Genomic DNA, 21907 nt, shown 5'->3' with positions numbered 1-21907 from the left:
CCACAGGATCCAGTCCGCCAAACGCACAGATCTGCAAAGCGCCTTGTTTTCCTTACAATTTAGCGGATTTCTTTCTGGAATCTCCGATTTGGCTGGAAATCGCCAACTGCGCCGCAGCCAAACGCGCGACGGGAACCCGGAACGGAGAACAGGACACGTAATCGAACCCTGCTTCGCGACAGAACGCAATCGATTCGGGGTTGCCGCCGTGTTCGCCACAGATCGACAGCGTGAGGTCCGGATGTTCTGCCCGGCCCCGCTGCACACCCAGTTTCAGCAGCTCCCCCACCCCGTCGGTATCCAGAACATGGAACGGATCTTCGGGAAAGACGCCCTGATTGACATAGGCCGACATGAACCGCCCCGCATCATCGCGCGACATGCCATAGGTCATCTGGGTCAAATCGTTGGTCCCGAAGCTGAGAAAGGCCGTATGCGGCGAAATTTCACCCGCCCGAAGGGCTGCACGGGGCGTTTCCACCATGACCCCCAAACGGTAGGTGAAATCTTCACCGCGCTCCGCCTTCACCGCGAGGGCAACCGCATCGATGCGCGCCTTGACCAGCTCGACCTCCCGCTTGGCAGAGACCAGCGGGATCATGATCTCCGGCACCACCGGCTCACCTTCCTTGGAGGCATCCAGCGTCGCCTCGAAAATGGCGCGCGCCTGCATATCGTAGATTTCCGGAACCGTCACCCCCAGCCGCACACCGCGCAGCCCCAGCATGGGATTGTATTCCTCCATCTCCTCAACCCGGCGGGTTACATCGCTCACCGGAATCCCCAGCGCTTCGGACAGTTCACGCTGTCCGGTTTTCGAGGTCGGCAGGAATTCGTGCAGCGGCGGGTCGAACAGGCGAATGCAAACCGGCAGCCCCTCCATGATCCGGAAAAGCGCATGAAAATCATCACGTTGCATGGGCAACAGCCGCGCAAGAACTGCCGCGCGCCCCTTTGACGTCTCGGCAAAGATCATCTCGCGCATCACCGTCAGACGCCCCGGCTCAAAGAACATGTGCTCTGTCCGGCACAGCCCAATCCCCTGGGCATTGAACTTGCGCGCGGTCTCTGCGTCTTCCGGGGTGTCGGCATTGGCACGGATGCCGATGTCACGCTGATCGTCTGCCCAGGTCAGCAGCGTCTGGAACGCGCCATCTTCAGCCGCTTCCAGCATTTCGGGCTGACCGGCCAGAACCGCGCCGCTGCTGCCGTCGATGGTAATGATATCCCCGCGCACAAAGACCCGACCGTCCACAGCGGTCAACTGCTTGCGTCTTGTGTCGAATTTCATGTTGGACGCGCCAACGATACACGGCAGGCCAAGGCCGCGCCCGATGACCGCCGCATGGCTGGTCATGCCACCGCGCTCTGTCAGAACCCCAACAGCGGCATGCATGCCGCGCACATCTTCGGGTGAGGTTTCGCGCCGAACCAGAATACAGGGCTCGCCACGGGCTGCACTGGCCTGGGCCTCCGCTGCTGTGAACACCAGCCGCCCGGTCGCCGCGCCGGGGCTGGCCGCAATGCCGCGACCGATTTCGTCGCGCTTGGCGTCCGGTGCAACCTGCCGGTGCAACAGCTCGGCCAGAATGCGCGGATCGACCCGCATCACCGCCTCTTCCCGCGGGATGATGCCGTCTTCGGCCAACGCCACCGCAATCCGCACCGCAGCCTGAGCAGTCCGCGTGACGCGCACACCGTCCAGTATATGAACTCCGCCGCTCTGGATGACGAACTCAACCTGCATTTCCTCGCGCAGCCGACGCCGCATCAGGCTGGCATGGGCCTTCAGGTCGGCAAAGGCCTCAGGCGCGGATTCTTCCAGCGACGGCCCGCGTGCGTCCCGCTCCAGATACAGCGCCTCGGTCCCCGCCCCAAGCGCATCCCGCCCCTGGCTCTGGCTCAGGTAACGACCGGTGATCTGCGGCATGCCGGTGCCCGGGTTGACCAGCTGCAACACGCCAGAGCCGCATTCGCCCTGCCCGTAGCCCGGCACCATTTCCTGCACCACAAGGCCCAGCCCCGCATCCGCCGGGGCGCCCTTGGCCTGACGCAACAGCCGCGCCGATGTTCCTTCCCAGGCCCGCGCCATAGAACGCAGCACCGCGGCCAACTGCTCTGCCGGATCCTGCGGGAATGGTTCATCGGTTTCCGCTTCATACGCGCTGAGCACCTCGCTCAGGGCATCCGGGCCATTGTCTTCCACATCATCAAAGGCATCGGGATCCAGCCGCGCGACATGTACGGCATAAGACTGCACAAACCGCAGATACAGCGCAGCTGCGGCCTCGCGCCCCAGCGACTGGCACAGCTCCACATACCGCGCATCATTCATGCCAATATTCAGAATAGCCCCCGGCCCACCCCAGTCGGGATCCTCCGAAGACGGGCGCACGCACAGCAGCGCATCTGGTGCAAAACAGCCAACAATCGCCGCCAGATCCGGCATTCCGCCATTGGCAATCGCATGGACCGCCTCAAATGACAGCGCAACCGTTGTCGGCACCGGCAGGTCCAAACGCACCAGGCGCTGCAAACACTTCGCACGACCCCCGTGGGTGTGATTGGCAATCGGCGCCGTGGGTGTGATCAGAACGGAGTCCGGCACATCATCGTGGGTAGATTTATCCATGGCATGATCGCTTTTCTGCACTGCGGCGTTTTCCTTTGCCATGCAGCATAAACCGCTGACACATCCCCGCAAGGAAAAGCGCAAGCCCCGTCAGCATAAAAAAACCGGCGCGCCGCGTGGGCCGCCGGTTTTCAGAACCTTGCAAAAGGTCAAAAGAGCAGTGCTCAGCCCTCGATCCGGGTCAGATCTGCCACCTGCCCTACCACCTTGCGGATCTGGCTGAGAAGGTTCAGACGATTGCGGCGCACAACCTCGTTGTCGGAATTGACCTGCACCGCCTCAAAAAACGCATCCACCGGTGCGCGCAGAGCCGCCATGCTGCCCATGGCAGCCGCGAAATCTTCGGCTTCGATGGCCGAAGAGATCGCCCCTTCGCTGGTCGCCAGCGCATCAAACAGCGCCTTTTCGGTGTCGTCCTCGGCAAACTTCTTGTCCGCGCCATAGGAATATTCCACGCCGTCCTTCTCCTCGGCCTGCGTGAGGATGTTGTTGGCGCGTTTGAACCCCTGCAACAGGTTGGTGCCGTCTTCGGATTTCAGGAAATCCTCCAGCGCACGTGCGCGTTTCACCAGCAGCGTCAGGTCGTCATTGCCATCCATCGCGATGCAGGCGTCAATCACGTCATGGCGAATGCCCTGATCGCGCAGGAACACCTTGAGGCGGTCGTGGAAGAAGGACAGGAGATCGCGCGAGACATCTGGCAGCTGCTCTTTCAGCTGTTCGATGTGCTTCGGCAGATCCCCGTCAAAGGCGTCCAGAACCGTGCGCACCGCAGAGCCGAAAACACCGTGATCCGCGATCTCGGTCAGCATGTCCTGCATCAGGCGAGTTGCCACTGGGTCATCGCCATTCTGTGCCATCTCATGACGCAACAGATGGGCATCAATCACGCTGTCCAGGTGCACCCGCACGTCGTTGTTCAGCACCAGCCGGATCACCCCCAGCGCAGCGCGGCGCAGGGCGAAGGGGTCTTTGGAACCGGTAGGCTTTTCATCAATCGCCCAGAACCCGGTGAGCGTGTCCATCTTGTCGGCCAGAGCAACGGCCACAGACACCGGCTCTGTCGGTACGTCATCCGACGGGCCAAGCGGCGAGTAATGCTGCTCGCAGGCGTTGGCAACAGCCGAAGGCAACCCCGCAGCCTCTGCATAGTAGCGGCCCATCAGGCCCTGCAGTTCGGGGAATTCATAGACCATTTCGGATGACAGATCGGCCTTGGCCACCCGTGCCGCCTGCTCTGCCAGATCGGCGTCGGCACCCACCACCGGGGCAATCTCGCGGGCCAATGCGGCGATGCGGTCAATGCGTGCGGCCTGTGTGCCCAGCTTGTTGTGGAAGGTCACATTCGACAGGTTGTCCACCCAGGCGCTCATGCCCGCCTCGGATTTGGCCGTGCGCAGATCGTTTTCCCAGAAGAACTTCGCATCCGCCAGACGCGCCGACAGAACCTTTTGGTTGCCCGCCAGAATGGTCGCGCCGTTGTCCGCGGTCTCGCGGTTTGCCACGGTCACGAATTTCTCGATCCGGCCGGTCTTGGGGTTCTTCACAGAGAAGAACTTCTGATGTTCCTTCATGGAGGTTTGCAGCACCTCTGGCGGCAATTCCAGGAACTCATCATCGATAGAGCCAAGCAGAACAACAGGCCATTCCACCAGCCCTGCGACCTCTGCCAGCAGGCCCTTGTCTTCGACCACTTCCAGTCCGCTCGCAAAGGCCTGATTGGTCGCGTCCTGCCAGATCGCCGCTTCGCGCTCTGCCGGGTCCAGCACCACATAGGCGCGCTTCAGCTTGGTTGCGTAATCCTCGAAACTGGACACGGTGATCTCGTCCGGTGCCATGAAACGATGGCCGCGGGTGGTGTTGCCGGATGTGATGCCGTCGATATCCAGCGCCACAACTTCTGCGCCATCTTCGGCGGACAGGATGCACAGGATGGAATGCAGCGGGCGCACCCAGCGCAGCGAACCAGCCCCCCAGCGCATGGATTTCGGCCAAGGGAAGTTGCGGATGGTGTCTTCCAGCACCTCGGCAATGATGTCAGCTGCCGGGCGACCAGCCTTTTCGATGGTCGCGAAATAGACCGCACCCTTGGGGGTGTCGCGCTCTTCCAGCTGATCGCGTGTCAGGCCCGCACCGCGCAGAAAGCCCTCGATGGCCTTGTCCGGCGCGCCCACTTTGGGGCCTTTGCGTTCTTCGCGCACGGTCGGCGAGTGGTCCAGCACCCCCTCCAGCGCCAGCGTCAGGCGACGGGGTGTCGACAGAGCATGCGCGCCGGCATAGGTCAGACCCGCTTCAACCAGACCATCGGTCACGCGCTTTTTCAGATCCTCCGCCGCACGCGCCTGCATGCGGGCCGGGATTTCCTCGGAAAACAGTTCAATCAGAAGATCAGGCATCAGATGTCCTTACGGATGGCCGCGCACCCGGGCGCAGCAATAAGAAGAGAAAGGGCAGACAGGGCGCAGGTGGTCATCAGTTCCCCTCGACAGCCTCGGGGCGGGGCGGGCATTCCTCGCCCACAACCGTGCCGTCATATGCCTTCTGGCCGCAATCGTTCAGTTCGTGCCAGACATAGCCGCGCCCGGCGTCAGTGACCGCAACGATCCGGTCCACCCCGTATGAGATGTTCTTGACCGACAGAAAGCTTTCAGCGCGCCCCTCGGCCAGCGCCTGACCAATGGCCTCGGCATCGAAACAATCAAACCAACCCGGCGCATTGCGCGGCTGTTTCTGGTCCGACAAAACAAACAGCTGTGCCAGCTGCTCCGGCTTAAGCTCGGTCGAAAAACAGGCCCGATAACGGATGGGAGAGCTGTCCGCATCAATCGCTTCAAAGTCGCTGTAGCGGATCGGCAGAGGCTCTCCCCCGCCCAAAGGCATCAGCATGACGTCCTGACCCGGCTGCAGCTCTACGTCTTCGTAAAAACCATAGACCTGCAGGTAATACATCGCCCCCCCGGCCACGAGACCAGAGAGGATCAGGATCAGTGAAAGGAACTTGCCCATGATGGCGATCTCCTGAAAAAGCGGTCAGGCGGGCTCAGGCCGCGTGGCCGCCGGCCTCGGTCTGCACAAAGGCATCGGCGCATTGCTTGGCCAGCGCCCGCACACGTCCGATATAGGCCTGGCGTTCGGTCACGGAAATCACACCGCGAGCATCAAGCAGGTTGAAGACATGGCTGGCCTTGATGCACTGGTCATAGGCAGGATGCGCCATGATGATGCGCTTGCCGGTCTTCGGGTCGATATGCTCCTGCGCCAGAATGGCCGCGCATTCGGCTTCGGCCTCTTCGAAGTGGCGCAACAGCACCTCGGTGTTGGCCACATCAAAGTTCCAGCGCGCGTATTCTTCCTCGGTCTGCTTGAACACGTCGCCATAAGACAGCGGGATCAGCGCATCCGGATCGTTGAAGGGCATGTCCATCACGTGATCGACGCCCAGAATGTACATCGCCAGACGCTCCAGACCATAGGTCAGCTCTCCCGAGACCGGGTGGCAGTCGTGGCCGCCGACCTGCTGGAAATAGGTAAACTGGCTGACTTCCATACCATCGCACCAGACTTCCCAGCCCAGCCCCCAGGCGCCCAGTGTCGGGCTTTCCCAGTCGTCCTCGACAAAGCGGATGTCATGCATCGCCATATCGACGCCGATCGCCTCAAGGCTGCCCAGATACAGCTCCTGGAGGTTCGGCGGGCTCGGTTTGATCAGCACCTGATACTGGTAGTAGTGCTGCAGCCGGTTGGGGTTTTCACCATAGCGGCCATCGGTAGGGCGGCGCGACGGCTGCACATAGGCTGCGGCCCAGGGTTTGGAGCCCAGCGAACGCAGCGTGGTCGCAGGGTGAAAGGTGCCTGCGCCGACTTCCATGTCATAGGGCTGCATCACGGCACAGCCCTTGCCGGCCCAGTAGCTCTGGAGTCGCAGAATGATCTCTTGGAACGAGCGCGGAGCGCCTTTGGTCTCTGTCATGTGTCTTCCCTATGGGCCTATGGGGCAGCAAATCCGGGCTTCTTCCTATGCAACGCCCGGCGCAGGGTCAACGCCACATCGCGCTCTGATCCCCGCCACGGCCCTGTCTGCGCCCCAATCCAGAGCGCTCTGGCGCCAATCGGAACGGAACTTTGGCCCAAGCAATCCATGCATCGGCGCAACACCGCCAGAAATGGCGCAACCTCCACCCTTTTCCCCCTGCGAAGAGGAGTTCCATTTGAGGTGTGAAAATGGTTATCTGCGCGCCAAGTGAACGAGACCCCGCACAGAGGCATTTTAATGAAGACTTTGATAGCCGCGCTCGCGCTGTCCCTGACGACCTTCGTGTCCGTCATGACAGGGACCGCCCGCGCGCAAGAGCCCGTCTGGATCCAGATCGCGGCGCGCCCCACCCTGCAAGAGGCCCGCGCCGAAGCGCAGAGCTTCGCTGCCCGGCTTCCGGATGTGTCGGGCTTTGCGCTCGGCGGCGGCTGGTATGGCATTGTGCTTGGCCCCTACAGCCGCAATGACGCAGACCGCGTGCTGCAGGTCTATCGCGCCGAAGGCCAGATCCCCCGCGACAGTTTCATCGCCTTCAGCAGCAACCTTGGCAATCAGTTCTACCCGACCGGAGCCACTGCCAACACCGTCGTAGAGCCTGCCGTCGACACCCCGGATCTGGAACCGATTGATCCCGCTGCGGTCACGCAAGCCCCCGACACACCGGACGAAGCTGCGCCCGAACAGGTCCAGTCCACCCTGCCCGACGAAACCCCGGCCGAGGCACGCCGCAGCGAGGCCCGCCTGACCGGCGAGGAACGCAAGGATCTGCAGATCGCTCTCAAGGCTGCAGGGTTTTACAACGCGGCCATCGATGGCGCCTTTGGCCGTGGCACCCGCAGTTCCATGTCCGAATGGCAAACCGCGCGCGGCTATGAACCCACAGGCGTTCTGACCACCGCCCAGCGCAAGGCACTGATGGATGAATACAACGCTCCGCTGATCTCTGTGGGCATGGCCCAGGTGCGCGACAGCCGCGCCGGTATCTCCATGCAGATCCCCGCAGGCGAGGTGGCGTTCGACCGTTACGAATCCCCGTTTGCCGTCTACAGCCCCAGCGGCGATCTTGGCGCGCAGGTGCTGTTGATCAGCCAGCCCGGAGATCAGGGCACGCTGTTTGGTCTTTACGAGATCATGCAGACGCTGGAAATCGTGCCCCTCAACGGCCCGCGCGAACGTGGCTCCAACAGCTTCACGCTGGAAGGTCAGGGAAGCGATATCGTCTCTTACACAGAGGCCCGTCTGGCCAATGGCGAAATCAAGGGCTTTACCCTTGTGTGGCCCGCTGGCGACGAAGACCGCCGCGCGCGTGTTCTGGCCGCGATGAAGGCCAGCTTTGCCCGCACCGAAGGCGTGCTGGATCCGGCAGCCGGGGCAGATGCGCCGCAGGATGTTGACCTGATTGCAGGCCTTGATGTGCGCAAACCGCGCCTGTCGCGGTCTGGTTTCTTTGTCGATGGCAAGGGCAGCGTTGTGACCACTGCGGATGTTGTCCAGGGCTGTGGCCGCGTGACGCTGGATCATGAATATCAGGCACAAGTCGCCCATGTCGACGCCACCACCGGCGTTGCAGTTCTGCGCCCGGCGCAGGATCTTGCGCCGATGGGCTTTGCCCGTCTGGCCAGCAGCTCGGCGCGACTGAACTCTGACATCGCGGTCTCCGGCTTCTCTTATGAAGGCGTTCTGGGCGCGCCCAGCCTCAGCTGGGGCAGTCTTCAGGATGTGAAGGACCTGCAGGGCAACACTGGCGTATCGCGCCTGCAACTGAGCAGCCAGCCCGGTGACGCAGGTGGCCCGATCCTGACCAAGGACGGTGCCGTGCAGGGCATGTTGCTCGGCGAAAACGCTGGCGCGACCCAGCTGCCGGAAGGCGTGCGCTTTGCTGCCAACGCAGAGACCCTGCGCGCCGCACTCGCAGCTGCCGGTGTCAGCGCAAGTGACGCAGCCGCTGATGTCGCCGCACTGCCGATCGGGGCATTGACCCGTCAGGCAAATGGCATGACCGTTCTGGTCAGCTGCTGGGAATAATCCCGGCAGCTGCCAACCAGCGCACAAAAGACCAAAGGCCGGAGCATCCCCGCTCCGGCCTTGTTTGTTTGCGCGTTCAGCTTTGTTGCTTCAGCCACCGTTAGTACGGGTGGATGCGGCCGTCCCAGGTGTGAAAGCACCCCGTGGTGTCGGTGTTGAGCACATCGAATTCATGCAGCAGCCCCGCGACCGATTCCTCAACGGAAATATCGCCTTCATCGCCGCCCATATCCGTGCGGACCCAGCCGGGATGATAGATGCCGACGGCAATCCCCTCGGGCAGCAGATCCGTCGCCAGGTTGCGCCCGATATTCAGCGCCGCCGCCTTGGATGCGCGATAGGCGTATGAGCCCCCCGGCGCCCGCGCGTGACTTGCCATCTGCGACGAGATGATCGCAATCTTCGGATCCTGCGCCAGCCGCAGGTTGGGCAACAGGGCCTGCACGGTGAGAAAAACACCCGTCACATTGGCTGCGAGCGTCTTGCTCCAGACTTCGACAGAGTAATCTTCCAGCGCCATCGACTTGTCGAGATACACTCCGGCATTGCACACCAGCAGATCCACCGGGCGCCCCTTGAGCTGCGCCGCAAATCGCGCCTGCTGGCCGGGATCGGTGACATCAAGGCGCACGCCCGAAGAATGGTCTCGCGACGTGCCCGTCACCTCGTGACCGGCGTCGCGCAGCCTGGCGACCATTTCGCGGCCAATGCCCCGGCTGGATCCTGTCACTACGACATGCATGAATAGTCTTCCTTCAATTCGTTTTGCGGTTCGGAAGGAAAGGCAGCGGAACCACCGGCACCCCCTCCTCGATCAAGGCCTTGGCCTCTTCGGGTTTGGCCTCGCCGTGAATGGCCCGCTCTGGGGAATCCCCCAGATGCATCTTGCGCGCCTCACTGACGAAATCCTTGCCGACATAATCGGATGTTTTTTCAATATGACTGCGCAGTTCCTTGACCGCCTTCTCCAGATCACCGGACGGCGAGCTGAGAGCACCAGCCGCAGGCGCAGGTGGCTCTGCGGGGGGCGGCGCAGACGCAGGAACCGATGCAGGGGCTTCCGCCTCTCCCACCTTGGAGACAGCGTTGCGGCCCGGCCGCACACGCGGCGCCATGATGGCCTTTTCGACCTTGTCAGACCCACAGATCGCACAAGACACCATGCCCGCCGCCGCCAGCTTGTCGTAGGCCTCGGCTGACTGGAACCAGCTTTCAAAGCTGTGCCCGTCCTTGCATTTCAAAGCGTATCGTATCATCGCCGTCACTTTTCCTCGGAGAGCGTGATTAAATCCGCAATCTCACCAAGTGCAAGAGCCGAAGCGCGTCAGGCCGGATCAAGAAGCCGGTCCCTGAGCCCCTCCAGCAGGTCTTCATGTGGCTGATCCGCCGCCACAGCCAGACGTCGCAGACCGAAATGCACCCGTGCCATCTCTTGATAATAGCCCGAATAGACAAAGTTGGTTGTCGCGCCGGCCACAGCGCCCAACACCGGAACAGTCTGCGCCGCGAGCTTTTGGCCCAAAACCACGCTCAGCCTCGGGGCTACCTGTGCAATCAGTTTTTGCACCGCAGCGCCGGTCAGCCCTAGACGCAGCGACAGAAACCCCAGATCAGCGCCATCATCAGCAGCGAGAGGCCCGGCGGCTGAAAACACCTGAATGCAGTCGAATTTCACGCTGTCGGCGGTTGCGTCGAACCCTTCGTCTGCCGCGACACCCTGAATGCTGCGCAAAAGGAATGCGGTGGTTGCAGGCAGCTCGACCAAGGCCCCCGGCAATCCGCCCATGCCTCCCGCGGCTCCCATCGCAGCGCTCACTGCGCGATTGATCCCCGCAGGTTGATCCGGCACCATCCGGCGCGATCCGTTGGCCCCGAACATGGCCAGTCGCAAAGCCTGTCGCGTTGCGCCCTCCAGGCCCGATTGCACAGGCCGTGGCAACCGGTCGATCAGCCCGTCGGCAGAGCCCCCCAGAAGGTTCAGGATCTGAATGCCAAAACCGCCTGCGTCCCGGTAGCGCCGCGCCAGCGCGTCCAGCTCAGCGGCGACCTCAGCCGCATCAAGCGTGCGTTCAGCGCGCGGATCTGACAGCAGAATTTCATTCATGACGGGCCCTTTCCTTTGGCAAAGACATTTGTGCGGTTGCGCCAACATTCAAGTCCGCCCACCCCGCAGCACCATCCCGCCATTTGCCAAGACCCCGTCTAAGCGGCTGTTACAGGGCCGCTCCAGCGGATCACATGGCCTGCGACGCCGTCCCATGCGCCCTCGATCAGCTCCAGCCCCAGCACCCGGTCCGGGTTGGTTGGCGGCGGCATGTGCACGCCGGTCAACCCGGCAAAGCCAAAACGGACATAGTAAGGTGCATCCCCCACCAGAAGAACCCGGCTCCAGCCGCTTTCACTGGCCTTGGCAAGGCTGTCGCGGATCAGCGCCCCGCCCAGCCCCTCGCCCTGGTGGGTGGGGTGAACGGCGACCGGCCCCAACAACAGTGCAGGCTGCCGGCTGCTGTCTGCGTCGTCCGGATCGGCGGCGATATGAACAGGCCAAAAGCGGATGGCCCCCGCAAGGATGCCCGCCTCGTCACGCGCAACCTGGCTAAGACCCAGAACCGCAGGCACCCCGTCGCGCAGACGATAAGAGGACAACGCCTCCCGCCCCGGCGCAAAACACAGATCATAAAGCGCCTCAACCTCCCAGCGGTCCTGCGGCTGTTCTGCCTTCAATTCGATCACGCCGCCCCTGCCTCCACGCCGTCTGTGCCTGTTTCACCCCGGTCCCTGCCCTGGCGCACGGCACCCCAAAGGCACAGCACAGTCAAAAGCGGTCACGCAGGCTGGTCATCCGCCTAACACGCACGTAAGCCTTGGGCAAACCCTGCAGAAATCCGGGGATGCCGATTGCCCCGCCCGCATTGAGGAGACACCGCATGTTCTACCGCCCCGAGAACGGCCACGGCCTGCCCCATAACCCGTTCAATGCCATCGTGACCCCCCGCCCCATTGGCTGGATTTCCACCCGTGCGGCAGATGGGACCAACAATCTCGCGCCGTATTCTTTTTTCAATGCAGTCGCCTACGAGCCACCGCAGGTCATGTTTGCATCAACCAGCGCCAAGGACGACCAGAACGGGACCAAGGATTCGGTGGCCAACATCGCGGAAACCGGCGTGTTCTGCGTGAACGTGGTTTCCTACGCTCTGCGGGATGCGATGAACGCGTCTTCTGCGGCGCTTGGCAAAGAGGTGGATGAATTCACCACCGCTGGACTTGAGACGACAGCCTGCGAAACCATCGACTGTGCCCGCGTCGCTGCCGCCCCCGCAGCGCTGGAATGCCGACTGACCCAGATCGTGACCCTGCCGGGCGCAGCCAACAAGGTGGTCTTTGGCGAAGTGGTCGGTGTCCACATCGATGACGCCTGCCTGCGGGACGGTATCTTTGATGTCACGACCTTCCAGCCGCTCGCCCGTCTTGGCTATCGCGACTATTCCGTGGTGACAGAGCTGTTCTCGCTCTCGCGCCCAGGAGAATGATTGACCCCCATGCCCCTACCTGATCCCAAACAGCGACATCCCATCATCCTGCCTGACGGGACACCCCATGCAGGCACGGTCCTGCTGTCCGAGGCGATATCACACCCCAATTTCAGCGTCGGGGCCTATAGCTATGCCTCGGCCTTTGATCCGCCTCAGGATTGGGCCAGCCGGCTGGCGCCCTACCTGTTTCCCGGTGCCCGGGAACGGGTGGTGATTGGCCGGTTCTGCCAGATCGCCGACAGCGTGCGCATCATCACTGCCTCGGCCAACCACGCCCAGGACGGGCTGAGCTGTTATCCCTTCCCGGTCTTTGATCCCAGCCAGATGGCCGGGTTTCAGCCCGACACCCGCGACACGGTGATCGGCAATGACGTCTGGATCGGCTATGGCGCGATGATCCTGCCCGGGGCCCGTATTGGTGACGGTGCCATCATCGGTGCAGGGGCCGTGGTACGCGGCAGCGTCCCGCCCTATGCCATCGTGACCGGCAACCCCGCGAGCGTGATCCGCCACCGCTTTCCCAAGCCGCAGATCGCGCGACTGCTGAGCCTGAAATGGTGGGATTGGCCGGCCGAGCTGATCGCGCGGGCAGAGCCTGCGATCCTGTCAGGTGATCTTGACATGCTCGAAGGGCTCGCCCCCGACTGATGTGATCCCCAGCCCAAAAACAAAAGCCCGCAGGTCAGACACCTGCGGGCTTTTTAGTTTCATGTTCCGCAGGCTCAGTGACTGCCAAGAACACCGGTTCGCACCGAATAATCGGTCGCCACCTGGTAATCCGGGTCATCGTCGCTGTCGACCATCAGGTGCCCGGCCTTGGTCAGCAACTGATGGCAGTCGCGGCTCAGGTGGCGCAGGACGATGGATTTGCCTTCGGCCTCGTATTTGCCGGCCACCGCCTCGATCGCCTGCAGCGCCGACTGATCCACCACGCGGCTACGGGCAAAATCGACGATCACACGGTCCGGATCACCGGCCACATCGAACAGCTCGATAAAGCCGTCGGTGGAGCCAAAGAACAGCGGGCCTTCGATCTCATAGACCTTGGCCCCCTTGTCGCTTTCGGATTCGCGGGTATAGGCGTGAATGCGGCGCGCGTTGTTCCAGGCATAGGCCAGCGCCGACACGATGACGCCCACCACAACCGCAATCGCGAGGTCGGTCATCACTGTCACAACCGTCACCAACACGATGACAAACGCATCCATCGCGGGCACTTTGGTCATCACCTTAAAGCTGTTCCAGGCAAAGGTGCCGATCACGACCATGAACATCACCCCAACCAGTGCGGCCAGCGGGATCTGTTCGATCAGCGGCGAGGCCACAACGATGAACAACAGCAGGAACAGCGCCGCCGTGATGCCCGCGATCCGCGTCCGGCCACCGGATTTCACGTTGATCATGGACTGACCGATCATCGCACAGCCCCCCATGCCTGCAAAAAAGCCGGTCACGATGTTGGAGGTGCCCTGCGCAATGCATTCCTGGCTTGCGCCGCCGCGCTTGCCGGTGATTTCCCCCACAAGGTTCAGGGTCAAGAGGCTCTCGATCAGGCCAATCGCTGCCAGGATCACCGCATAGGGCAGGATGATCTGCAGGGTCTCAAAGGTCAAAGGCGCCAGAGGCGTGCCATACAGGCCCTCGCCCGTGCCAAACGGATTGTGAAAGCTCGGCAGCCCGCCCTTGATCGAGGCCATGTCGCCCACGGTGGGCACGTTGATCCCGAAGGCAATGACCAGACCGGCCACGACCCCGATGCCCGCCAGCGGCGCGGGAATGACAGAGGTGATCTTGGGCATGCCCCAGATGATCAGCATGGTCAGACCCACAAGCCCCAGCATCATGTACAGCTGCGTCCCCGCGAGCCAGGCACCGGGGTTGGCGGGATCCTTGAACTGGGTGAGCTGGGCAAGAAAGATCACGATCGCCAGGCCGTTCACAAACCCCAGCATGACCGGATGCGGCACCAGCCGGATGAACTTGCCCCAGTGCATGACACCCGCAATGACCTGCAGGATCCCCATCAGAACCACCGTGGCAAAGAGATACTCAACCCCGTGCTGGGCCACCAGCGCCACCATGACCACCGCAAGCGCACCGGTCGCGCCCGAAATCATGCCCGGACGCCCCCCGATCAGCGCCGTGATGAGCCCGACGAGAAAGGCCGCATAAAGCCCCACCAACGGGTGCACCCCCGCCACAAAGGCAAAGGCCACCGCTTCGGGCACCAACGCCAGCGCCACGGTCAGGCCGGACAGCAATTCGGTGCGCACGCGAGAGACGGTAAAGCCCTCATCCTGCATGATGGAGAGATTGGGCGGTGAAATCTGTTTGGCGAGCGTCGCCATTATGCCGCGGGTCATGGGGTCACCTGTGATCGGGAAAGGGTCATGTTAGCGCCGCCCCTAGCGGAAAACCGCCATTGGGGCAAGGGCGCGGCCCTGTGCGTGGCTTGCCCGTGGTGGCTCTGCCCGGATGGGTCAGCCCTCCTGTCCGAATGTTTCGCACGCGAAACATTGCGGCAGCGCTGCTGACATTAAACTTAAGCGGTTGTTAAGGGATTGCAGCTCGCCCCACCTTGATTTGCCGATCTTTTCACGAAACTGTCGCGTCATTGCACCCAAAGGATTTGACATGCAGCGGTTTAAGAGCTGGGACGAGATTGAGCCAACTGCCACCGAGGCGGAGTGGAAACTGAAAGAGGCTGTGGAGGCTGGGTACGTCTGTAGACTGGGGACTGGCGACCTGCCACCAGAGCCAGAACAGCCAGACGACTGGTCAGACCCACCTTCTGATCGCCACATCCGCGCCGACGTCCTGCGTTTTTTTCTGTTGGGAGGTTGCAAAGCATGCAGCGCAACAGAACTTGGTGTTGTGCTAGAAGACGCGCTTATCAGTGGTACTTTAGACCTGATTGACTGCGAAATTACTGGCAACATGCTGCTGAATAATTGCATGTTCCAACATGGCATCTATGCCACCCGCTGCACAGCTAGCAAAGATCTCCGGCTGGCCTCCTGCAAGTTACCGTTCTTTTTGGCGCGTGGCCTAAAGGTTGGCGGCCAACTGTCCTGCTCCGGCGCAGAATTCCAGAATCAGGGCGAAACGGCGCTGGATCTCCAAAACGCTAAGATTGGCCAGAGCCTGTTCCTCTCCTCCGTAAAGGTCTCCGGCGAAGCAAACTTGGCTAGCCTTAAAATCGGCGGCCAGCTGGACTGCTCCGGCGCAGGGTTCAAGAACCAAGGCGGAAGAGCACTAAACCTCCAGAATGCTGATATTGGCCAGAGCCTGTTTCTCAAATCCGCGAAATTCATCGGCGGAGTGGATCTGAAAGGCCTCATGACTGGTGGCGATTTGGTCTGCTCCGGCACAGAGTTCCAGAACAAAAACGCAAAGGCGCTGAACCTCCAGAGCGCGGATATAAGCCAAGGCTTTATCTTCCGGGACCAGACCACTGTCCACGGCATCATAGATCGCAACGCTGCAAAATGCGGCGACCTAGTAGATGATCCCGACTGCTGGCCAGACGAGGCGCAAGACGGTGAAAACTTCATACTCAACGGTTTCACCTATCACCGCATCGTAGGCTCAACAGATGCCCGCACCCGTCTCAAATGGCTGGCGCGGGGGGACCACTGGAACTGTGGGTTCTTCCCCCAACCCTACAAACAACTCGCCAAGGTGCTGGACGACATGGGGCACGAGGCCGATGCTAAAATGGTCCGCATTTCTTTGGCACAAAAACTGGCGAGGAATTCCCGTAACGAGCGCATCTGGTTTGCTGGAACTGAGTTGGCGTTTCTCAAAGCCCTGCTGCCCCTTCCAATAATCTGGGTTTGGCATATGGCCCTGCACTTTCTCACGGATTTTGGCTATCGACCAATGAAGAGCTTCTATTGGCTTGTTCTTCTGTGGGGGCTCGCCACTGTCCCCGCCCACTTCGCCTGGGAGGAAGGCAGCTTTGCTCCCAATTCGGCCGTTGCACTGCAGTCAGATAGCTGGGCGAAATACGAAGCAGACGACAACCTCTCGCCTCATCCCAACCCAGCCAAGGACTGGAGCCTGACCTCCACCATTGGCCGCGACTGGGAAAGCTTCAATCGCTACGCTTATGCCGCTGATCTTGTCGTCCCAATCATCGACTTGGGTCAGACCGATGCCTGGGCCCCCTCTACGACGCGCGGGCCATGGGGCTGGCATCTCTGGTGGGCGCGCTGGGTGTTCACGCTCGCGGGCTGGATTGTCACCGCCCTTGGCGCGGCGGCTTTGACGGGGGTCATCCGGCGCGAGTGAGCCCCGCCTGTCATCTTTCCCCAAATACTCTCGCCGAAGGCATCCCAACCTGTCCTCATCTCTCCTCCCTTGGTTCTGTGCTTGTGGCTCTGTGCTTGCCAACTGCGGCAATCATCGGCACAACCGGACCAGCATCACCAGGAGGGCAGCGCGTGACCACTTCAACCTCTCGCGACACCATGATCGCCGTGATCGGCGGCTCGGGTCTTTATGAAATCGACGGTTTGCAGAATGCCGAGTGGGTCTCGGTCGAGACACCCTGGGGGGCGCCTTCGGATCAGATCCTGACCGGCACGCTGGACGGCGTGAAGATGGCCTTTCTGCCCCGTCACGGGCGCGGCCATGTGCATTCCCCAACCGAAGTTCCCTATCGCGCCAATATCGACGCGCTAAAGCGTCTGGGCGTCACCGATGTGTTTTCGATTTCCGCCTGTGGCTCCTTCCGCGAGGAAATGGCGCCGGGGGATTTCGTGGTTGTCGACCAGTTCATCGACCGGACATTTGCCCGCGATAAGAGCTTTTTTGGCACCGGCTGCGTGGCCCATGTCAGCGTGGCGCATCCCACCTGCGAACGGCTGTCCGATGCGGCAGAGACCGCGGCGCGCGATGCAGGCATCAATGTGCATCGCGGCGGCACATATCTCTGCATGGAGGGGCCGCAGTTTTCATCAATGGCGGAAAGCAAGATGTACCGCAGCTGGGGCTGTGACGTGATCGGCATGACCAACATGCCAGAGGCCAAACTCGCCCGCGAGGCAGAGCTGTGCTACGCCTCCATCGCGATGGTCACCGACTATGACAGCTGGCATCCGGAGCATGGCGCGGTGGAGATCACCGATATCATCGCCACCCTGCAGGGCAATTCCGCCAATGGGCGCGAATTGGTGCGCCGCCTGCCTGCGCTGTTGGGGCAGACCCGTGCGGATTGCCCGCATGGCTGCGACAAGGCGCTGGAATACGCGATCATGACCGCGCCTGAAAAACGCGACCCCGCTCTTCTGGCCAAACTGGATGCGGTTGCGGGGCGCCTCTTGGGCTGACCTGGGACACCACCCGCAGGGGGCCTGTCCCCGGTGCGGATTGGTTCTGAAAGGTCACAACCCCAAAAGACCACGGACAAGGGCATTGCCTGCCCTTGCCTGCGCGCCCGCCTTGGGCCACAAACCACCGGCCCCGCGCGCCAACTCTGGCGGCGGGCAGATCCGGCCCGCCTGTGGTCGGCCTTAGTGACGACCTAGACGAGGGAGGCCACAATGGCCCGCAAAACCGCTGTCAAAGACTACATCCGCACCATTGTGGATTTCCCCCACGAAGGCATCATGTTCCGCGATGTCACCACCCTGTTTGCCGATCCGCGCGGCTTTCGCATGGCGATCGACCAGATGCTGCACCCCTACGCGGGCGAGCAGATCGACAAGGTTGTGGGGCTTGAGGCACGTGGTTTCATCCTCGGCGGCGCCATTGCCCACCAGCTGAGCGTCGGTTTTGTGCCGATCCGCAAAAAGGGCAAGCTGCCCGGCACCACCATCAGCCAGGAATACAAGCTGGAATACGGCGAGGCGATCATGGAGATCCATGACGACGCGATCCAGCCCGGTGAAAAGGTTCTGGTGGTGGATGATCTTCTGGCGACCGGCGGCACCGCTGCGGCGGGCATCAAGCTGATCGAACGTCTGGGCGGCGAGATCGTGTCCTGCGCCTTCATCATCGACCTGCCGGAACTTGGTGGCCGAAAGGTGCTCGAAGATCTGGGGATGGACGTCACCGTTCTGTGTGAATTCGAAGGCGCCTAAGCTGCCTGGATCCGTGTTTTTCTGACCCGGATCACCGGAAAAAACAGAGTATTCATCACATAAATGTGAGTGGATTTTCCAAGGGCGCGCGGCTTAGGTCGCGCGCCTTTTTCGTCAATTGCCGACTGGCGAAAACCCGCCAGATCCAAACTGCATCCCTCTGCGTAACCCCGACATTGCCTGATTGGGCAACATCACAGCGACAGAGGAATGAACTTATGATCCGCAAGACCGTACTGAGCGCCGTAGCCACCGTGGCCTTCTCCACCGCCGCATTTGCGGGTGGCCATGCCAAGGACATCGTCGACACCGCCGTCGGCGCGGGTGATTTCACCACGCTGGTTGCAGCTGTCGAGGCAGCAGGGCTCGTTGACACTCTGAAGGGCGATGGCCCGTTCACCGTATTTGCCCCGACCGACGCCGCCTTTGCTGCGCTGCCCGAGGGCACCGTCGAGACCCTGCTGAAGCCCGAAAACAAAGACCAGCTGGTCGCAATCCTGACCTACCACGTCGTGCCGGGTAAGGTCATGTCCACCGACCTCAGCGACGATATGAAGGCAGCCACTGTCCAAGGTGGTGAGATCACGATCGATCTGGACAATGGCGTGATGGTTGACGAAGCCACCGTCGTGACCGCCGATATCGAAGCAGACAACGGTGTGATCCACGTGATCGACAAGGTCATCATGCCCTAACACAAGACAGAGCTGCTGCCTTCGCCCGGGGGCAGCAGCCTGACGACACCTGATGTAGTGGTTGGATTTTTCCATATTTTTCTCAACCAGTTGTCAGGTCTGTCGGCGTCGGCAGCGGTGCCCTACACGCCGCTGCCGATATAGATTGCAAAGGTAATCCAGCGGATTGCGAATTTCCCCTCCTGGTTGCGCCAGATTATCGTTGCAGCATGTCGGCCCTGCGCCTAGCGTGCCGACATGCAACTCGCCCATCGCCTTGACAGCAGCTACGCCTGGACCCGCCTTGCGGTCACACTTGCCATCGCCACGGTGGCCAATGTCGGCATGTGGGCTGTCATTGTGGTGATGCCCGCGCTCGAGGCCGAGTTTCAGGCCGATCGCGCCACCGCTTCCATGCCCTATACGCTCACCATGGTGGGCTTTGCCCTTGGCAATCTGCTGATCGGCCGCCTGGTCGACCGCTTTGGGATTACCATAGCCTTGATTGCGGCCGCACTGCTGAGCGCTGCCAGCTATGGGCTGGCGATGCTGGCGCCGGATATGGTCTGGCTGTCGGCAGCGCATCTTTTGTTGGGGCTGGGCACGGCGGCGGGGTTTGGTCCGCTGATTGCGGATATCTCTCATTGGTTTCAGCGCAGGCGCGGCATTGCCGTCGCCCTGGTTGCCAGCGGCAACTATCTGTCCGGGGCTATCTGGCCGACCGCGCTGGCAGACATGCTGGCCGACAGCGGCTGGCGCAGCGTCTATGCAACCTTGGCGCTGGTGACGCTGGTCACGGTCATTCCGTTGTCGCTGATCCTGCGGCGGCGGGTGTCTGCGGCAGAGCAAAGCGCTAGCGCGGCCGCCTCGGCCGGGAATGCCGCGCGCTCCGGGCTGTCGGCGCGCCAGCTGCAATGGGTGCTGGGCCTTGCAGGGATCGGCTGCTGTATTGCGATGGCAATGCCACAGGTGCATATCGTCGCCTACTGCGTCGGACTGGGGTACGGGCCCGCGGTCGGGGCAGAGATGCTGTCTCTCATGCTGCTTGGCGGGGTGGTCAGCCGGATTATCTCGGGCTTGGTGGCGGACCGGTTTGGAGGGGTAAAGACCCTTCTGGTTGGCTCTATCCTTCAGTGTATCGCGCTGTTCCTTTACCTGCCCTATGACGGGATGGTCTCGCTGTATCTTGTCAGCGCGGTCTTTGGACTGGCCCAAGGGGGCATTGTGCCGAGCTATGCGCTGGTGGTGCGCGAGTATATGCCGCCGCATGAGGCCGGGGCGCGGGTGGGTTTCGTCATGATGATGACGATTGTCGGCATGGCGCTGGGGGGCTGGATGTCCGGCTGGATCTATGACGTCAGCGGCTCTTATCAGCTGGCCTTTGTGAACGGGATCCTGTGGAACGGGATCAACATTGTCATCATGGTCCTGCTCTTGATGCGCAGCCGCCCTGCCAGACGCAACGCGCAGATGGCCTGAGCCGTATTGCGTCGGCTCAGCGTCCAGCGGGCACAACTGCGCCGGGGTTCATGATGCCGTGTGGGTCCAGCGCCTGTTTGATCGCCTGCATCGCGGCCAGTTTGACCGGATCGCCGTAGCGCTCCAGATCCCCGACCTTGAGCCGACCGACGCCGTGTTCCGCACTGACGGACCCCTGCATTTCATGAGTGAGATCGTGAACGGTGCGTTTCACGTCGCTGCGCAGATGCTCGTAGGCGCTGCGGTCTTTGCCCTGCGCGGGAAAGACGTTGTAGTGCAGATTTCCATCTCCAAGATGCCCAAAGCAATTGATCCGCAGATCGCCAAGCGCCGCGATCCGCTTGCCCCCTTCGACGATGAATTCCGGAATACGGGAGATCGGGATCGAGATATCATGACTGGACACAGAGCCAATCCGGCGATTGGCCTCTGGGATGTGTTCGCGCACCGCCCACAAGGCCTCTCGCTGGGCCTCGGATTGGGCGATCACCCCATCATCGCTCAGCCCAGCCTCATAGGCACCTTCAAACAACGCTGCCAGCTCGTCCTGCGGCGCGCGCCCCTTGGGCAGGCCCAGATCCACCAGCACGCACCATTCCGGCAGATCATCAAACGGAAGTCGCAGATCCGGCAGCGTTTCGCGCAGAAAGGCAAGCCCCTGTCGGTGGATCAGTTCAAAGGCGCTGATTGTCTCGCCCAGCTGGTCGCGGGCCAGTGCCAGCAGATCAATTGCCGCCGCAGGTGAGCTGACGGAGAGGATCGCGGTGCCCTGCTCTGCCGGGATCGCAGAGAGTTTCAGCGCGGCAGCGGTAATGATGCCCAGCGTGCCCTCGGCCCCGATCAGCAGGTTGCGCAGATCATAACCGGTGTTGTCCTTGCGCAGGCGGCTGAGGCCATGCCAGATCTCACCATTGGGCAGCACCGCCTCAAGACCCAGACACAGATCCCGCGCATTGCCGTAGCGCAGCACATTCACACCGCCAGCATTGGTGGCGAGGGTTCCGCCGATCCGTGCCGTTCCTTCGGCAGCGAGCGACAGCGGGAACAAACGCCCCGCCACTTGTGCGGCGGCTTGCACATCAGCAAGGACCATGCCGGCCTCGACGGTCATCACGTTTTCCTGGGGGTAGATCCCGCGCAGGGCGGTCATCCGTTCCAGCGAAATCACCAGCGGAAGCGGGCCATCCGCTTCCATGATCTGACCGCCGACAAGACCGGTGCCGCCACCGTAAGGGACAACAGCGACGCGGGCGTCGTGCGCGGCGCGCACAAGGGTTGCGACCTCCTGCGTGGTGCGCGGCATGGCGATTGCAGCGGCCTGGCCATTGTAGCGGCCTCTTGGCTCTTCCAGGTAGCGGGGTTCGGGCGCGCGCAGCGTGCCCTCTGGCAATTGCGGGCGCAGCTTGTCCAGGAATGCGGTGTCGGCAGGGGTCAGTGTCATG

18 protein-coding genes are annotated in these 21907 nt (G+C 61.9%); 8 read left to right on the top strand and 10 right to left on the bottom strand.

The genetic code is table 11. From position 1 onward, the window contains the following. Positions 1–52: 52 nt before the first annotated feature. The 4 genes from KUV39_RS06550 to KUV39_RS06535 all read right to left on the bottom strand — a co-directional run bounded on the left by KUV39_RS06550 (position 53) and on the right by KUV39_RS06535 (position 6602). Positions 53–2632 (bottom strand): putative PEP-binding protein, encoded by a 2580-nt coding sequence (locus tag KUV39_RS06550; protein ID WP_209034314.1) that lies wholly within the window; start codon positions 2630–2632, stop codon positions 53–55. Between the two features lie 164 nt (positions 2633–2796). Next, positions 2797–5028, bottom strand: coding sequence for a glycine--tRNA ligase subunit beta (glyS, locus tag KUV39_RS06545; RefSeq protein ID WP_222459291.1), 2232 nt, complete (start codon positions 5026–5028; stop codon positions 2797–2799). A gap of 76 nt (positions 5029–5104) precedes the next feature. Continuing rightward, positions 5105–5638: a DUF6446 family protein gene (locus KUV39_RS06540; protein ID WP_008559666.1), complete on the bottom strand. Its 534-nt coding sequence runs from the start codon at positions 5636–5638 to the stop codon at positions 5105–5107. 34 nt (positions 5639–5672) lie between these two features. After that, positions 5673–6602, bottom strand: a complete 930-nt coding sequence (locus KUV39_RS06535) for a glycine--tRNA ligase subunit alpha (RefSeq protein WP_222459290.1) — start codon at positions 6600–6602, stop codon at positions 5673–5675. Positions 6603–6902: 300 nt separating this feature from the next. On the opposite strand from KUV39_RS06535, the gene KUV39_RS06530 reads away from it, so the two are divergent. Continuing rightward, positions 6903–8690: a trypsin-like peptidase domain-containing protein gene (locus tag KUV39_RS06530; protein ID WP_222459289.1), complete on the top strand. Its 1788-nt coding sequence runs from the start codon at positions 6903–6905 to the stop codon at positions 8688–8690. Between the two features lie 100 nt (positions 8691–8790). Here the strand turns inward: KUV39_RS06530 and KUV39_RS06525 are convergent, their stop codons facing one another. From KUV39_RS06525 to KUV39_RS06510, 4 genes are all read right to left on the bottom strand, one after another. Further along, the gene (locus KUV39_RS06525) at positions 8791–9432 is read right to left on the bottom strand and encodes an SDR family oxidoreductase (protein ID WP_008561122.1); all 642 of its coding nucleotides are present in this window, start codon (positions 9430–9432) and stop codon (positions 8791–8793) included. Between the two features lie 13 nt (positions 9433–9445). Next, on the bottom strand, positions 9446–9946 hold the full coding sequence (locus KUV39_RS06520) for a DUF1178 family protein (RefSeq protein ID WP_222459288.1): 501 nt from the start codon (positions 9944–9946) through the stop codon (positions 9446–9448). Between the two features lie 68 nt (positions 9947–10014). Beyond that, positions 10015–10794: an EcsC family protein gene (locus tag KUV39_RS06515; protein ID WP_222459287.1), complete on the bottom strand. Its 780-nt coding sequence runs from the start codon at positions 10792–10794 to the stop codon at positions 10015–10017. A gap of 98 nt (positions 10795–10892) precedes the next feature. Then, on the bottom strand, positions 10893–11423 hold the full coding sequence (locus tag KUV39_RS06510) for a GNAT family N-acetyltransferase (protein WP_222459286.1): 531 nt from the start codon (positions 11421–11423) through the stop codon (positions 10893–10895). A 194-nt stretch (positions 11424–11617) separates the two neighbouring features. On the opposite strand from KUV39_RS06510, the gene KUV39_RS06505 reads away from it, so the two are divergent. After that, a complete protein-coding gene (locus tag KUV39_RS06505) occupies positions 11618–12223 on the top strand; it encodes a flavin reductase family protein (RefSeq protein WP_008561682.1) in 606 nt (201 codons plus the stop codon). 9 nt (positions 12224–12232) lie between these two features. Further along, complete coding sequence (locus KUV39_RS06500) at positions 12233–12874, top strand: CatB-related O-acetyltransferase (protein ID WP_168578599.1); 642 nt, start codon at positions 12233–12235, stop codon at positions 12872–12874. A 74-nt stretch (positions 12875–12948) separates the two neighbouring features. Here the strand turns inward: KUV39_RS06500 and KUV39_RS06495 are convergent, their stop codons facing one another. Further along, positions 12949–14589, bottom strand: a complete 1641-nt coding sequence (locus tag KUV39_RS06495) for a SulP family inorganic anion transporter (RefSeq protein WP_037302543.1) — start codon at positions 14587–14589, stop codon at positions 12949–12951. Between the two features lie 271 nt (positions 14590–14860). Between KUV39_RS06495 and KUV39_RS06490 the strand changes: the two genes are divergently transcribed. The 5 genes from KUV39_RS06490 (at position 14861) to KUV39_RS06470 (ending at position 20465) form a co-directional block, all read left to right on the top strand. After that, complete coding sequence (locus tag KUV39_RS06490; protein WP_222459285.1) at positions 14861–16519, top strand: hypothetical protein; 1659 nt, start codon at positions 14861–14863, stop codon at positions 16517–16519. Positions 16520–16698: 179 nt separating this feature from the next. After that, positions 16699–17559 carry an S-methyl-5'-thioadenosine phosphorylase gene (locus tag KUV39_RS06485; protein WP_037302545.1) on the top strand — a complete coding sequence of 287 codons (861 nt, stop codon included), beginning with the start codon at positions 16699–16701 and terminating at the stop codon, positions 17557–17559. Positions 17560–17772: 213 nt separating this feature from the next. Further along, positions 17773–18312: an adenine phosphoribosyltransferase gene (locus tag KUV39_RS06480; RefSeq protein ID WP_008563170.1), complete on the top strand. Its 540-nt coding sequence runs from the start codon at positions 17773–17775 to the stop codon at positions 18310–18312. 218 nt (positions 18313–18530) lie between these two features. After that, complete coding sequence (locus tag KUV39_RS06475) at positions 18531–19007, top strand: fasciclin domain-containing protein (RefSeq protein ID WP_008560065.1); 477 nt, start codon at positions 18531–18533, stop codon at positions 19005–19007. A 237-nt stretch (positions 19008–19244) separates the two neighbouring features. Next, a complete protein-coding gene (locus tag KUV39_RS06470; protein WP_222459284.1) occupies positions 19245–20465 on the top strand; it encodes an MFS transporter in 1221 nt (406 codons plus the stop codon). Between the two features lie 16 nt (positions 20466–20481). Here KUV39_RS06470 and KUV39_RS06465 read toward each other — a convergent pair whose 3' ends face one another. Further along, positions 20482–21906 carry an FAD-binding oxidoreductase gene (locus tag KUV39_RS06465; RefSeq protein WP_222459283.1) on the bottom strand — a complete coding sequence of 475 codons (1425 nt, stop codon included), beginning with the start codon at positions 21904–21906 and terminating at the stop codon, positions 20482–20484. Between the last annotated feature and the right edge of the window lies 1 nt (position 21907).

Origin of the sequence: Phaeobacter italicus (assembly GCF_019801785.1) — a bacterium.
Classification (GTDB): Bacteria; Pseudomonadota; Alphaproteobacteria; order Rhodobacterales; family Rhodobacteraceae; genus Phaeobacter; species Phaeobacter italicus.
The sequence above is the reverse complement of the archived record's forward strand: the minus strand, read 5'-3'. Positions and strand labels throughout refer to the sequence as shown.

Coding starts and splice junctions, on each gene's coding strand:
- KUV39_RS06550 (WP_209034314.1), bottom strand. CDS start 2,632: ATGGATAAATCTACCCACGATGATGTGCCGGACTCCGTTCTGATCACA.
- glyS (WP_222459291.1), bottom strand. CDS start 5,028: ATGCCTGATCTTCTGATTGAACTGTTTTCCGAGGAAATCCCGGCCCGC.
- KUV39_RS06540 (WP_008559666.1), bottom strand. CDS start 5,638: ATGGGCAAGTTCCTTTCACTGATCCTGATCCTCTCTGGTCTCGTGGCC.
- KUV39_RS06535 (WP_222459290.1), bottom strand. CDS start 6,602: ATGACAGAGACCAAAGGCGCTCCGCGCTCGTTCCAAGAGATCATTCTG.
- KUV39_RS06530 (WP_222459289.1), top strand. CDS start 6,903: ATGAAGACTTTGATAGCCGCGCTCGCGCTGTCCCTGACGACCTTCGTG.
- KUV39_RS06525 (WP_008561122.1), bottom strand. CDS start 9,432: ATGCATGTCGTAGTGACAGGATCCAGCCGGGGCATTGGCCGCGAAATG.
- KUV39_RS06520 (WP_222459288.1), bottom strand. CDS start 9,946: ATGATACGATACGCTTTGAAATGCAAGGACGGGCACAGCTTTGAAAGC.
- KUV39_RS06515 (WP_222459287.1), bottom strand. CDS start 10,794: ATGAATGAAATTCTGCTGTCAGATCCGCGCGCTGAACGCACGCTTGAT.
- KUV39_RS06505 (WP_008561682.1), top strand. CDS start 11,618: ATGTTCTACCGCCCCGAGAACGGCCACGGCCTGCCCCATAACCCGTTC.
- KUV39_RS06500 (WP_168578599.1), top strand. CDS start 12,233: ATGCCCCTACCTGATCCCAAACAGCGACATCCCATCATCCTGCCTGAC.
- KUV39_RS06495 (WP_037302543.1), bottom strand. CDS start 14,589: ATGACCCGCGGCATAATGGCGACGCTCGCCAAACAGATTTCACCGCCC.
- KUV39_RS06490 (WP_222459285.1), top strand. CDS start 14,861: ATGCAGCGGTTTAAGAGCTGGGACGAGATTGAGCCAACTGCCACCGAG.
- KUV39_RS06485 (WP_037302545.1), top strand. CDS start 16,699: ATGATCGCCGTGATCGGCGGCTCGGGTCTTTATGAAATCGACGGTTTG.
- KUV39_RS06480 (WP_008563170.1), top strand. CDS start 17,773: ATGGCCCGCAAAACCGCTGTCAAAGACTACATCCGCACCATTGTGGAT.
- KUV39_RS06475 (WP_008560065.1), top strand. CDS start 18,531: ATGATCCGCAAGACCGTACTGAGCGCCGTAGCCACCGTGGCCTTCTCC.
- KUV39_RS06470 (WP_222459284.1), top strand. CDS start 19,245: ATGCAACTCGCCCATCGCCTTGACAGCAGCTACGCCTGGACCCGCCTT.
- KUV39_RS06465 (WP_222459283.1), bottom strand. CDS start 21,906: ATGACACTGACCCCTGCCGACACCGCATTCCTGGACAAGCTGCGCCCG.